The sequence below is a fragment of the Hyalangium sp. genome, assembly GCF_035629615.1.
Taxonomy (GTDB): domain Bacteria; phylum Myxococcota; class Myxococcia; order Myxococcales; family Myxococcaceae; genus Hyalangium.
This window is the reverse complement of record NZ_DASPHO010000324.1, coordinates 1-12,839: the sequence shown is the minus strand read 5'-3', so window position 1 is coordinate 12,839 and position 12,839 is coordinate 1. Positions and strand designations below refer to the sequence as shown.

General features: G+C 69.7%; 11 protein-coding genes. 6 read left to right on the top strand and 5 right to left on the bottom strand.

All coding sequences use genetic code 11. The features are described from left to right. Together VD972_RS16285 and VD972_RS16280 are read right to left on the bottom strand one after the other, a co-directional pair. Nucleotides 1-511: SH3 domain-containing protein (locus tag VD972_RS16285; RefSeq protein WP_324987945.1), on the bottom strand; the 511-nt coding region annotated here is incomplete at its 3' end. A gap of 17 nt (nucleotides 512-528) precedes the next feature. Further along, the gene (locus VD972_RS16280) at nucleotides 529-2,889 is read right to left on the bottom strand and encodes an adenylate/guanylate cyclase domain-containing protein (RefSeq protein ID WP_324987942.1); all 2,361 of its coding nucleotides are present in this window, start codon (nucleotides 2,887-2,889) and stop codon (nucleotides 529-531) included. Between the two features lie 100 nt (nucleotides 2,890-2,989). Between VD972_RS16280 and VD972_RS16275 the strand changes: the two genes are divergently transcribed. From VD972_RS16275 to VD972_RS16250, 6 genes are all read left to right on the top strand, one after another. Continuing rightward, on the top strand, nucleotides 2,990-3,562 hold the full coding sequence (locus VD972_RS16275) for a hypothetical protein (RefSeq protein ID WP_324987939.1): 573 nt from the start codon (nucleotides 2,990-2,992) through the stop codon (nucleotides 3,560-3,562). A 104-nt stretch (nucleotides 3,563-3,666) separates the two neighbouring features. Further along, a complete protein-coding gene (locus tag VD972_RS16270) occupies nucleotides 3,667-4,872 on the top strand; it encodes a hypothetical protein (protein WP_324987936.1) in 1,206 nt (401 codons plus the stop codon). Then, on the top strand, nucleotides 4,869-5,627 hold the full coding sequence (locus tag VD972_RS16265; protein WP_324987933.1) for a ferritin-like domain-containing protein: 759 nt from the start codon (nucleotides 4,869-4,871) through the stop codon (nucleotides 5,625-5,627). The genes VD972_RS16270 and VD972_RS16265 overlap by 4 nt, the downstream gene beginning before the upstream one ends. A gap of 215 nt (nucleotides 5,628-5,842) precedes the next feature. Continuing rightward, on the top strand, nucleotides 5,843-6,394 hold the full coding sequence (locus VD972_RS16260; protein WP_324987930.1) for an RNA polymerase sigma factor: 552 nt from the start codon (nucleotides 5,843-5,845) through the stop codon (nucleotides 6,392-6,394). Next, nucleotides 6,391-9,438, top strand: a complete 3,048-nt coding sequence (locus VD972_RS16255) for a CHAT domain-containing protein (protein ID WP_324987928.1) — start codon at nucleotides 6,391-6,393, stop codon at nucleotides 9,436-9,438. Before VD972_RS16260 ends, VD972_RS16255 begins: the two co-directional genes overlap by 4 nt. Nucleotides 9,439-9,477: 39 nt before the next feature. Then, nucleotides 9,478-10,044, top strand: a complete 567-nt coding sequence (locus VD972_RS16250) for a hypothetical protein (protein ID WP_324987926.1) — start codon at nucleotides 9,478-9,480, stop codon at nucleotides 10,042-10,044. Nucleotides 10,045-10,055: 11 nt separating this feature from the next. Here the strand turns inward: VD972_RS16250 and VD972_RS16245 are convergent, their stop codons facing one another. The 3 genes from VD972_RS16245 to VD972_RS16235 form a co-directional block, all read right to left on the bottom strand. Continuing rightward, on the bottom strand, nucleotides 10,056-10,223 hold the full coding sequence (locus tag VD972_RS16245) for a hypothetical protein (RefSeq protein ID WP_324987923.1): 168 nt from the start codon (nucleotides 10,221-10,223) through the stop codon (nucleotides 10,056-10,058). Between the two features lie 149 nt (nucleotides 10,224-10,372). After that, complete coding sequence (locus VD972_RS16240; protein WP_324987919.1) at nucleotides 10,373-12,337, bottom strand: PAS domain-containing sensor histidine kinase; 1,965 nt, start codon at nucleotides 12,335-12,337, stop codon at nucleotides 10,373-10,375. A gap of 221 nt (nucleotides 12,338-12,558) precedes the next feature. Continuing rightward, on the bottom strand, nucleotides 12,559-12,839 hold a 281-nt coding region (locus VD972_RS16235), incomplete at its 5' end, for a hypothetical protein (RefSeq protein WP_324987916.1).

Below are 12,839 nucleotides of genomic sequence, written 5' to 3'. Positions count from 1 at the left end.
CTGGGAAGAGGCCCGCCTTGCTCGCGTGCTGGGCCAGCTCGGCGGGGGTGATCTTCTCCGCGAGCTGCTCGACCTGCTGGAGCTGGTCCACCGCCTCCGAGAAGCCCGGCGCCTTCTGCCCCTTGCCATACTGGATGGCGCCGTTGCTCAGCCCCTTCACCGCCGCGCCGGAGTTGGCGAAGGTCTTGGGGTCCACCTGGCGCTCGCCTCCCGTGGCGAGGAGCTCCATGTTCGGCGGCTTCGTGGAAAGGTTGGACTGGAAGATCACGCCCTTCTTGCCGTCCTCCCCCCTCACCTGATGCCACTGCTTGTTCTTCGGGTCCGCGCCCAGCCACGTGACTTTCTGTCCCGGCTGGAGGATGGCCACCACGTTGGCCGTGGGAGCGGAGCTGGCCATCAGCCGTGTGTTGCGCGCCTTGACGTGCAGGAACTCTCCCGGCTTCGCCGCCAGGGCCGCGCCTGCGGTACACAGGGCCAGCGTCACCATCAGCCATCGTGCTCTCTCGTGCATTGCGTCCTCGGCTCCTCTCACTTGTCCAGGCTCGTGACACCGTCCCACGAGGGTGGCGGGGGTGTCTCTGTGTATTCCTCGCAGCGCTCGAGCAGCGCCGCGGTGGGGCCATCGTTAGGATCCTTGGCCAGTCGCGCCGCCAGCACCACGGCTGCCTCCGCGAAGCGCGCCTGCTGGTACAGGTCGAGCGCGTAGCGGTAGGCCTCCACCGTCTCGCGCTTCTCGGCGGACAGGTCGCCCTTGAGCGCCAGCAGCTCGTACACCTTCACGGCCTCTGTCTTGCCCGCCACGCGGATCCGGTCCAGCTCGCGCACCTCGATGTGGTCGCACGCCAGCTCGTAGGTGCGCGGCCCGATCATGATCAGCGAGCCGTAGGCCTTGTTCGCGCCCTCCAGCCGCGACGCCAGGTTCATGCCGTCGCCCATGGCCGTGTAGTCGAAGAGCTGCTCGCTGCCGAAGTTGCCCACGAAGAGCTTCGCGGTGTTGAGGCCGATGCGCGTGTACATGTCCGGCAGGCCCTGCCTGCGGAACTCCGACCGCAGCCGCTCCACCTCCGCCTGGACCGCCAGCGCGCCCCGGCAGGCACGCACGGCGTGGTCCGTGTGGTTGATGGGTGCGCCGAAGAGGCACACCACCGCGTCGCCGATGTACTTGTCCAGGCAGCCACCCTCGTACAGCAGCGCCGAGCTCACCCGGGTCAGGTACTGGTTGAGCACGCTGACCAGCTGCCGAGGATCCTCCCGGAAGCGCTCGGAGAAGGTGGAGAAGCCGCGGATGTCGCTGAAGAACGCGGTGATCTCCCGCTCCTCACCGTCCAGGCGCGGCAGCTGCCGCTCCTCGATCATCTGCTCGATGAGCCGGGGCTCCATGTACCGGCTGAAGGCCTGGCGGATGAACGCGGCCTCGCGGTTGGCGAAGAGGTGGTTGGAGGCCATGGCCCCCAGGCTGGCCAGCAGGCCCGCCGCCGCGGGCATCGCCGCCAGGGGGTGCACCTGCCCCACCGCCAGGGAGAGCCCCACCACCACGAAGACGACCGAGAGGATGACCAGGAGCCACGCATACTCCAGCACCGGCCAGCGCAGCGTCATCAGCACCACCACCGAGAGGACGGCCAGCGCCAGCGCGAACAGCAGGCTCAGCCAGTACGGGGCCGCGGTGATGAAGCGGCCGGAGAGGAGGTTCTGCAGCACCGCCAGCTGCTTGCTCACCCCCGGCGCGTTCGCCACGAACGGCGTGGCCTTGTGATCGCCCAGCCCCAGCGCCAGCCCGCCGACGACCGCAATCTTCCCGCGGAACAGCTCCGGATCGATTCCCCCAGGCTTGCCCTCCTGGCGCAGGGCCCAGGCCTCCAGCAGCGACAGGAGCGCGACGATCCGGAATCGCTGATGCATCGTCCCGCCGAAGTGGATCTCCGCGCTGCCATCCTCGCTCAGCGCGAACTCGCGTGAGCCCAGCTGCATGGTCCGGCCGGAGAACACCAGCTCCTTCGCGCCGAACAGATCCGCCGCCAGCGCCACCGGGAGCGTGACGTAGGCGTTCGCGCCATCCGTGTACGCGAAGCGGGTGCGCCGCATCCTCCCGTCGGGATCCGGCTCCACCTCCACCAGCCCGAAGCCGCCCGCCTCCGCCCGCAGCGCTGGGATGGGAGGCACGATGTGGCTGGGCGTGCGCCGGCCCGGCGTGGGCTCGGACTCCAGGCTTGGCAGCGCGTGCCTGTCTGTCCGCACCGGGAAGGCCAGCACCCGCGCGGTCTGCTCCAGATCCTCGGGTGCCTGGGTTGGCTCCTCCTGCTCCTCGAACGCTGCTTCCTCCACGGCTCCAGCGCCAGGCTTCACCGCGGCGGGCTGGGCGGGCAAGCGAGGTGCCCCGGGTACCCGGGGGATGTGGACGGTCTCCACCTTGGGGAGGGGCTGCGCACTCGGGTGGGTGGACATGCCCAGGTAGAAGGGCAGGCCGGTGGTGCGCAGCGCCTCGGCGAAGGCGAGATCGGCGCTCTCATCCGTGCCGCGCTCGTCCATCACCATGTCGAAGAGCACCGCCCGTGCGCCTCGGTGCGACAGTTCCTCCACCACACGCGCCCACAGGCTGCGGGCCCATGGGTAGTTGCCGAAGTTGCGCGCGTACGAGGCGTTGTTGCGCACACCATCGAGGCTTGGCTGGTCGATGGCCACCAGCACGATGTCCGACGACAGCGCTTCTTCCCGGGTGAACCGGGTGAGGGCGCTGTCATACAGGGCGCGCTCCAGGTCCGGCAGCCACAACCACCCCAGCTGCCAGCACCCCGCCGCCGCGGCCGTGGACAGCACCGCCAACCCCAGCATCATCGGCAGGTGGTTGCGCAGGCGCAGCCGTAGGATCTTCCAGGTTTCACTCGCCAAAGCACTTCCCCATGAACCCTGACTCTACGCCACCTCTCCTTCCTCGTGCGAAGCGGCCCCCTCGGGTGCATTAGACTGGGGGCAGCCAGCGAGGACGGGCGTGGAACTCGAGAAGCAGGGGCGTGAGAAGTTCTCCGGCAACACCTTCCGGGCCTACCTCCAGGGGCTGGAGGCGATGGGCCTGAGCTCGGTGGTGCGCGCGATGGTGCCCGCGCAGGTGCAGCGGCTGATGGACATCCCGCCGCTTCCCACCGCGTGGCTCGTGGGCGACGAGCTGCCGCTCCTCTTCGACGCGGTGAGCAAGCTGCAGGGCCTGGAGGGCATCCGGACGCTGGGCTACGTGGCGATGAAGGGCACCACCGCTCGCTTCCTCAAGCCGCTGATGCAGCTGACGCTGTCGAAGCACGGCCGCGATCCGGGAGCGCTCTTCACCCACCTGAACTCCATCTACCGGCCCTTCTTCCAGGGGCTGGACTTCCACTTCACGCCCCAGGGGCCTCGCTCCGGAGTGCTGCGGGTCCGCTCCGCCACGGCGATGGGGTCCGCGTCCTGGACGGCCTTGGAGGGCACGCTGCGCATCCTCTTCGACGAGTGCGGCGTCACCACGGGTGTCATTGGCACCAGCCGTGTCACCGAGGCCGGCTGCCTGGCGACCTTGAAGGTGCGCTGGTAGCGCGCTTGGGCTCCAGCCAGGAGGCCTTGCTCCATTGCCGGAGGCCGTCACGCGCCAGAGCTTTAGCCGCGACTCACTCACCCCTCCGTTCAAAGGAGTCAGACGTGGCCCTGGATCTCTTCAAGGAGAAGGGGGTGGCGCTGGATCGCCAGGTATTCACCTGGAAGGACCTGGTACAGCGCCCCTACAGCAAGCTGGATGACGATGCCTTCACGCGTGTGCGCGTCATCTTCATGAATGGCATCGAGGCGGATGCGCTGCGCTTCAAGCACATCGCGGCGCGCATGAGCCGCCAGCTCCGCGAGCCGCTCGCGCTCATCCGGCGCGTGGAGCACCACCAGCAGACGATGATCAACTGGCTCAACCCGCCGGACCAGAACCCCCTCGAGACGACGCTCGGCTTCGAGCAGGTGGCCATCGAGGTGACGGCCAGCGTGGCCCAGAAGGAGCCGGACCCGTACATGGCGCAGGCGTACCGCTTCGGGTTGCTGGAGGACTTCGACCACCTGTACCGCTATGCGGCCTTGTATGACCGGCTGGAGGGCAAGGACCCGAACTGCCTCATCCAGTCCTACTCGGACATCCGTCCCGGGCGGCCCACCGTGGTGGAGCACCGTCACCCGCTGGATGACCTGCGGCGGCCGTATGACATGCGTACGGCGCACCCGCTGACGAAGATCCACGCGCTGCTCATCACCGCGGCCGAGTTCCAGACGCACGACTACTACATGACGGTAGGCCCGATGTTCGCCGATCCGGTGGCGCGCCAGCTCTACGCGGAGATCGCCTCCATCGAGGAGCAGCACGTCACCCAGTACGGCTCGCTGCAGGATCCGGACGAGTCGCTGCTGGAGAAGTGGCTGCTGCATGAGGCGATGGAGCTCTACTGCTACCAGTCGTGCATGGCCTACGAGGGCAACCCGCGCGTGAAGGCCATCTGGGAGCGCTTCGTGGACTACGAGCTGGGCCACCTCCACTTCGTGATGGAGCTGTTCCAGCGGCTCGAGGGGAGGGATCCGGCCGAGGTGCTGCCCGCCACGCTGCCCGAGCCCGTGGACTTCAAGAGCCACCGCGAGTTCGTGCGCCGCGTGCTGAGCCAGGAGGTGGATCTGCGCGCCAAGGGCACCGAGTTCGTGGACAAGGCGGAGATTCCGCCAGGGCACCGCTCGCTCATCTACCGCGACACGCTCAACGCTGACGGCTCGCCTTCGGAGATCGCGGCCGCGGGCTACCAGTGGATGCCAGGCACCGAGCTGGCCGGGCGGGTGCAGGGCGTGGGTGTTGGGCCGGAAGGGAGGCTTCAGTCATGAAGAAGACCACCAGTGACGTGGGGCTCAACCGCACAGGCATCCAGACGTCGCCCATTGACAGCAAGGAGACGCTCGAGGGCGCGCAGCAGGGAGTGCCCAGCTCGCCGGGCAGCGGGCTTGGCATCCTCGAGGTGCGCGCCCTCTACGCCAAGGAGAGTGAGGGGTTGGGCACCGTCCCCGTGCCGGCCACGCTCAAGGGCATGTTCACCACGGCGAAGGAGCTGCTCAAGGGCAACAAGCCCACGGTGTTCATCGACAAGCTGGGCGAGCGGCTCGGCTTCGAGCGCACCGGGGTGAGGCTCTACGAGGCGGCCCTCTGCAAGTTCGACATCCACGGCCCGTGGCAGGGCGGGCCCTCGCGCGAGCAGCTCGAGAAGATCCTTCGCGACGAGCTGTCCCACTTCATCCTCGTCCGCGAGGCGATGGAGAAGCTGGGCGCGGATCCGACGGCCCTCACCCCCTCCGCGAATCTGGCGGCCGTGGCGTCCAAAGGCATCCCGCATGTGCTCGTGGATCCGCGCACCAACCTGGTCCAGTGCCTGGAGGCGCTGCTGGTGGCGGAGCTGACGGACAACGCGGGCTGGGAGCTGCTCATCGAGCTGGCCCAGGGGCTGGGGCAGGCGGAGCTCGTCGAGCAGTTCGAGCAGGCGCTGGGTGTGGAGGCCGAGCATCTGATGCTGGTGCGCCGGTGGCTCATCGCAGGCGTGACGGGCGAGGCGGGCGTGCGCGAGGAGGCCGGCGTTCCCGCCCCCTGAGCCCACGCTGACTCTGGGAGAGCGGACGAGGAGGGGCCGCTCTCCCAGGCGGGCGCTGGAAAATCCCCGGAAAATTCCGCCGGGAAGATCGGTGGGGGCCAGCGTTCCTGGAGTGTATGAACGCGGTTGCCCTACACCCCTCTCGCTTCCTGTCTGCTCCCCCAGTCGCTCCGGGCTTGACTGGCCGTGGGTGGACTGACAAGGGTGGGCTTCGCGTGGAATCCCGGTCTCTCCCAGCGCCCACTCTCGACAGCAGGTGGTTCGCCGTCTTCATCCGGGAGCACGAGTCCGTCCTCCAGGCCACCGCGCTGCGGCTGTGCGGCAACCCCACGGACGCGAGGGATCTCGTTCAGGACACCCTGGAGCGCGGGCTGAAGAGCCTGGCCCGCTACAAGCCCGGCACGGACGGCCGCGCCTGGCTGCTCACCATCCTCCACCACATCTTCATCGACCGGTGCCGCTCGCGCAGCCGGGAGCGACGTGCGGACGTGTCCGCCGAGGATGTGGAGGAGCGCGTCGCCGCCCCCGAGGCCGAGGCGCTGCCTGCGTGGGCCTCCATCAGCCCCGAGCAGCTGCGCGAAGCGCTGGACAAGATCCCCGAGGAGTTCCGCCTCGTCTACCAGCTCCACTCGCTGGAGGGGCGCTCCTACATCGAGATTGCAGAACGGCTCGGAATTCCCAAGGCCACCGTGGGCACGCGGCTCATCCGCGCGCGCCGCCGCCTCAAGGAGCTGCTGATGCCCACGGCCACCGGAGGCGAGGCATGAGCGGCATGTCCGACATGGGCGACGACATCCATGACCTCGTGCACGCGTTCGCGGACGGGGAGCTGGAGCCCGCGGAGGCCGAGGCCTTCCGCGAGCACCTGGGCGCCTGCGAGCAGTGCCAGGCCGAGCTGGATGACATCCTTCAGCTCCAGGCGCTGAGCGGACGGCTGGCTTCGGCGGAGGCGAAGCCGTCCTCGGCTCCCGTGGAGATTGCACAGCCGGTGGAGGCTGCACGGCCGGTGGAGGCTGCACGGCCGGCAGAGGCGCCTCGGTCCGCGGAGGCGGCACCGTCTCGCGCCTTCCGCCCCGCCTGGAGCCGACGGAAGCGCGCCGGGCTCAGCCTCGTCCTGGGAGGCGCGCTGGCCGCGGCCTTTGCCCTGGCGGTGCTGCGGACTCCTGGCGTCGGCTCGGGCGGGGTGTCGCCCGAGGCGCTCGCGCTGGCGCCCACGCGCTCCACGGAGGCCCGGCTGAGCTACGGCGGCGCCAGTGGCTGGCGGCCTTATGGGGTGAAGCGCTCGGGCAGCGAGCGTGCGCTGGAGATGGTGCCCCTGGAGACGCAGGCGAAGCTGGAGAAGGCGGGCGATCTGCACGGCCTGGCCACCACCTTCCTGCTGCGAGGGGAGCGGGAGCAGGCCGCGGACTACCTGGGCAAGCTCTCCTCCTCGCCGGACGTGGACAGCGATCGCGCCGTGGTGGCGCTCTCGAAGGGGGCGCTGGAGGAGGCACTCACCTTGCTGGAGGGCGTGCTGGAGCACGCACCGAACCACGCGCCCGCGCTGTGGAACCGGGGCCTGGTGCTGCGCGAGCTGGGGCTGGAGCTGCTGGCGGCGGAGAGCTTCGGCAAGGTGGCTGCACTCAACGAGCCCGGCTGGAGCGATGAGGCCCGCGAGCGCAAGACCCAGCTGGAGCGGCAGGGGCTGGAGCGCCACAACCGCTGGAAGGCCGTGTGGGACGCCGGCAAGCTCATGGTGGAGCAGGGCACGCTCCTGTCCGACAGCCAGGTGCGCGACGCTCCGCCCATGGCGCGCCGTTACCTGTACCTGGCCGCCTGGTCCGCGCCCACCGCCGAGCGTGTTCGCGCGCTGCGGCCCGTGGCCCGAGCCCTGGACGCGCACTACGGCGGCAACGCGCTGGAGTCCTATCTCGAGCGCACCGCGAAGCGGGACTTCGCCAAGCGCGCCCCCCTGGCCGCCACCTTCGGCCAGGTGCTCGCCGGCAAGCTGGACGCCAGCGCCGGTGAGGCCTTCGTCCGCCACCTGCTGGCCGCTGGCGAGCAAGACATCCTCCTGGGCGCGCTCTCGCTGCTGGGCCTGCTGCCGGAGCGGGTGGAGCTCTACGAGGCCGCCGCGCGCGCGGTGGGAGATCCCTGGTTCCTGATGAGCGCACAGCTGCAGCGGGCCCATGCCCAGCTTGCTGCCAGTGAGCTCGGCCAGGTGGAGGCCACGCTGCACGCCGCGGTGCCCACATGCGAGCAGCAGCGGCTGGACTACCGCTGCGCCGAGCTGGAGCAGATGCTGGCTGAGCTGTACACGGCCGAGCACCGGCTGGCCGAGGCGCGCAAGCACGCGCGGCGGGGGTTGGAGTGGGCCAGGCGGGTGAACGACGCGGGGCTGGAGGTGCGGTTGCTGCAGAACCTCGGCCAGATCGCCCGCTTCCAGAAGGGCTTCGCCCTGACGCGGGCCTACCTTCGGGAGTCCGCTCTGCGAGAGCCGGAGTACTGCCCCACCCAGATCCACGTGCAGGAGACGCTCGCCGTCGTGCGCATGTTCGAGCTGCGCACGGCCGACGCCCGCGCCGAGCTGGAGGGGACGCCCCGCTGCGGCGCCGCGCCGACGCTCCTGAGCGCCTTCGTCCTGGCGGATCTGGCGCGCATCGACCCGAAGCCTGGGGACGTGGAGAACGTGCTGGCGATGCTGGACAGGCTGCGCACCTCCGGGACGCTCCGGGTGGGCACGAAGCTGGTGGCGGACCACCTCGAGGGCCGCGTGCGGCTCCTCCAGGATCGCGCCGCCGGCCAGCGCATCCTCCGAGAGGTGATCGCCGCCTCGGAGAAGCTGCCGCGCGAGGAGACGGCGGCTCAGAAGGCGCGGGCGGCCAGCTACTCCATGCTCATGCTCGATGCGGGCAAGGCCCAGGAGTACGGCCCGGCGCTGGAGCTCTTCACCCAGGAGGTCCACGCCCCCTCGCCCTCCCGGTGCGTGCTGGGCGTGGAGCTGGCCTTCGAGCGCACCCTCGTCGCCGCCCGAGGCGCAGCGGGCGAGGTGGTGGGCGCATATGACGCGAACCGTCGCAGCCTGGACTTCGACGTGGAGAAGCTGGTGCCCGAGCCGGTGCTCGCCGCGCTCCGCCCCTGCGAGCAGGTGCAGGTGTTCGCGCGCTATCCGCTCCACGGCCGGGCGGGGCTGCTGCCTTCCTCCCTCGCCTGGAGCTACCGCTGGGGGCCCGAGCACCCGGCGCCAGCGGTGACGGGGACACTCCGACGGCTCGTCATCAGCGATGTGGAGGCGCCGGCCTCGCTGGGCCTGCCGCGGCTCAGCCCCTGGGTGCCCGCGCCGGAGGCCACCTCCCGCACCGTGCTCAGCGGTGCCCAGGCCACCCCCTCGCGCGTGCTGGCGGAGATGGTGGACGCGGATGAGATCGACATCCACGCGCATGGGCTCGTCAACCTGGGCGTGTCGGACGCCTCACTCGTCGTCCTCTCGCCGCAGCCGGATGGACAGTACGCCCTCACGGCGGGCGAGGTGCGCCGCCAGCGCCTGAAGCGCTCGCCGGTGGTGTTGCTGGCCTCGTGCCGCGCGGCGCAGACGGTGCCGTACCTCCATGAGCCCTGGAGCCTGCCCACCTCGTTCCTCGACGCCGGGGCCCGCGCGGTGATCGCCTCGCCTGCAGACATCCCGGACGCCGAGGCCGGTCCTTTCTTCGAGGCGATCCGGGCACGCCTCCGAGCGGGAGAGTCACCCGCGATCGCCGTGCGCAACGAGCGCATCGACTACCTGAAGCGAGATCCCCAGAGCTGGGTCGGGACCGTCGTCATCTTCGAGTAGCCGCCACCGCAGCACCCACCACTTGAACAGGAAAACCCCATGAAGCGAGTCATGTCGCTGTTGGCCGTCGTGTGTGTTGTGAGCTCTCTTGCCTGCGCTGGAGCCGGGGAGGAGGCCTGGGAGCCGAGCCTGGCTCCCGAGCTGCAGGCCCAGGAGCAGCGCCTTAGCACCACCTGCCCCCCGGTCCTGTACCCGCCCACGCCATGGGTGCCCACGGCGATCAACCTCGACACGTGGGACTTCGCCGGCACTCCGCTCCTGCCCACCACCTCCACGACGCGGAGCCTCTACCTGATTGCCTTCGAGTCACCCGTGGATGAGACGCGCCTCTACGTCTACGGCATCGACGTGGTGGCCAGGCGGTTCATCTTCACGGGCACGATCGCCAAGTCGTTCGTGGGGCGCCTCACCCAGCGCGCTGGCATCGACATCGGCCAGTTCCACCTCACTGGAGGCTCGCGCGCCGGTGTCGGGATCGAGATCGAGGGGCCGACGCCTCCACCTCCGCCGCCCGCCATCGACGAGACGGACCCGGAGGACTACGGGCCCACGGCCTTCAAGGCGGCCGTGGACATCGACAAGGTGATGGGAAGCCTGCGCCTCTAAGCCCGGAGCGCTCAGTTCCGGAAGCGCGTGGGCTTGAGGGGATTGAGGGCCAGCATCACCGCGAAGTAGCGAGCCTGGACCTCGTTGGCGCAGTGCACTTCCTGGATGCGGCCGGCCATCTTCACTCGAATGAGCCAGCCGTCCTTCTCGCGAGTCAGCGTGGGGGTATCGGTCGTCATTGGGTCCATTCCTGGTGTGAGCCTCCAGGCATTCCAGAAGCAGCCTGCATGCCAGCTCTCGGAGCGTGGGATTGCGGGCGGTTGGAGGCGGGAAGCGAACACCCGCGGACATCCGGGCCGTCATTCTTGCAGCCTGCCCTGCAAGAACTTCAGTGTACGGCGTGGTCCGGGGCCTGCTCGAGCGGCGCCTTGGCTTTCTGGAGTGTCGGGAGGGCCACATAGAATGTGGAGCCCCGGTCCACCTCGCTCTCCACCCAGATGCGGCCTTCGTGGCGCTCGACGATGTCACGGCAGATGTAGAGCCCCAGCCCCAGGCCGCCGTAGGAGTCGGTGGAGACGTTGCGCGCGCGGAAGTAGCGCTCGAAGAGGTGCTGCTGCTGATCGGCCGGGATGCCAATGCCAGGATCGCGCACGGACAGCAGGGCCATGTCGCCGCGCTGCTCCAGCGAGACGTGGACGGTGCCGCCGCTCGGGCTGTACTTGAGCGCGTTCTCCAGGAGGTTGGTGACGACCTGCTCCAGCCGGTAGGGATCGCCCCGCACCTGGAGGGGCGTGGTGGTGGAGGAGTGGAAGTGGATGCGGTGCCGGGCGTTGTAGAGGCCCTCTGTCACCTGGATGACGTGCTCGATGAGGACGTCCAGCTGGAGGGGCTGGGGGCGCAGCGCCAGCCCGCCGGACTCGATGCGCGAGGCATCCAGCAGATCGTTGATCAGCGTGGTGAGGCGCAGCAGGTGCTGGCGCGCATGGCGCAGGGCGGAGGGATCCACGGGCTCGCCGCGCTCCAGCCTGCGCTCGAGGTTGGCCAGGCGCAGCGAGAGGGGGGTGAGGGGTGTCTTCAGCTCGTGGGAGGCGACGGTGAGGAAGTCGTCGCGCACGCGCACGGCCTCCTGGGCCTCGCGGAACAGGCGCGTCCGCTCCTGCTCGGCCAGCCTGCGCTCGGTGAAGTCCTCCACCACCGCGCCGACGCCCATCAGCCGCCCGTCGCTGCCGGGCACAGGGTAGAGGCTGGCGATCCAGTAGCGCGTCTGCCCCGGCTTGCCGAAGTCCTCGCTGCTCATCTCGAGCTGCTCCAGCGGGCTGCTCGAGTCGAGGACCGTCTGGAGGAGCTGCTCCAGCCTGGTGCCTCCCGCGCCGAGCACCTCGTGGGGCTTGCGCCCGATGTGCTCCTCGGGCGGGTGGCCGTTGATGCGCGCCAGCACATCGTTGATGCGCACGTAGCGCAGCTGGGGGTCCAGGAAGGCCATGCCGATGGGAGCGGTGCGCAGCAGCGAGTCCACCAGCATGGTCTGCGTGGCGCGCTCTTCCTCGATGCGCCGCTGCACGGTGACGTCCTCGACGAGGCCGACGCCGCCGGCCACCTGGCCGAGCTCGTTGTAGCAAGGGGCGAAGTGGATGCGCACCGGCGTCACCTTGCGGGCGGTGACGGAGGTGTAGTCACCCTCGTAGTGGGCGTGCTCGCCGCCCAGTGTGGCGCGGATGCAGCGCATGATGCGGGGGTCCCGCAGGGTCAGCAGGTTCAGCCCGATGAGCAGCCGCTTGGACGAGCCGATGATGCGGACGAAGTAGTCATTGCAGGTGGTGATGGCGGGCGTCGTGTCGAAGAGGAAGATGCCGAGCGGGGCATTCTCGACGATGAGGCGGTAGAGCCGCCCGGCGACGCCTCTCCTGCGAGCGGCGCCCAGGTGTCCGTGGCGCTGGAGCTTGAGGGAGGCTTCACGCTCGAGAGCCTCAGGGATGAAGCTGGGGGCCTCGGGGACGCGGCGCAGCGACAAGGTGATGCGCTCGTGCGGGCCCTCGCTGGCGTGGCCGGCGGTCATCTCCAGCAGCAGCTCCTCTCCGCCCCGGCGCTGGAGGGGCAGGAGGGTGGGTTGGCCCGCCTGCTGCTGTTGCCGCTCGAGCAGGTAGTGGAGCAGAGAGCCTCCTCCGACGGTGTGGAGGCGCTGGGGAATGAGGGTGGTGAAGGGCTGGCCGCGGAGCTCCTCGTCCTTCCAGCCGAGCAGACGCTCCGCGGAGCGGGTGAGGTGGACGATGCGCTCCTGGCCGTCGCACGCCACCAGCGGATCGGCCACGGCCTCGATCAAGAGCTTGAGCTCGTCCGCTTCTGGGGGAAGCACCGGTGGCATCTCCTCGCATGCGCGAGGCTGCCCGGGCGGGCCGCCATGAGGGCTCGAGCGAGCCTCCTCACCCAGGTACACGCCGCTTGGGAAGGACGCGCATTCCTCCTCGATAGACATAGGCACTGCCGAGGTGGGCGGCTGGACTCCAGAGCGGAGAGACGGCGGAGGGCCACTCAGGGGACACGCGAGCGGGGGAGGGCTTGCGGGTGGAGTGTGAGTCAGCGCCTCCGGGCCTGGGGCTTGGGCTTCCCGGTCCGTGGAGCCGCTCTGCGCACGCGAGGGGCCTCGAGCTCCACCTGGAAGCGCTCGCAGTTGGCCGTGAAGGCCTCGGTGAGGCGCCGCACGACGGACGGCTCCGTGCTGAGGATGCTGAACGGGTGCTCGTGGTTCCCCAGCTCGCCGCAGAAGAAGGTGGCGCCCGGCTTCTTCTTCAGCGGGCGGCACGTCGTCCAGGCCGCCACCGGATGAAGCTCGAGCAGGGCGAGCAGCACCTCGATAG

Bases quoted from the DNA above. Each gene is read 5' to 3' on its own strand.
- VD972_RS16250 (WP_324987926.1), top strand. From the start codon at position 9,478: ATGAAGCGAGTCATGTCGCTGTTGGCCGTCGTGTGTGTTGTGAGCTCT.
- VD972_RS16245 (WP_324987923.1), bottom strand. From the start codon at position 10,223: ATGACGACCGATACCCCCACGCTGACTCGCGAGAAGGACGGCTGGCTC.
- VD972_RS16265 (WP_324987933.1), top strand. From the start codon at position 4,869: ATGAAGAAGACCACCAGTGACGTGGGGCTCAACCGCACAGGCATCCAG.
- VD972_RS16255 (WP_324987928.1), top strand. From the start codon at position 6,391: ATGAGCGGCATGTCCGACATGGGCGACGACATCCATGACCTCGTGCAC.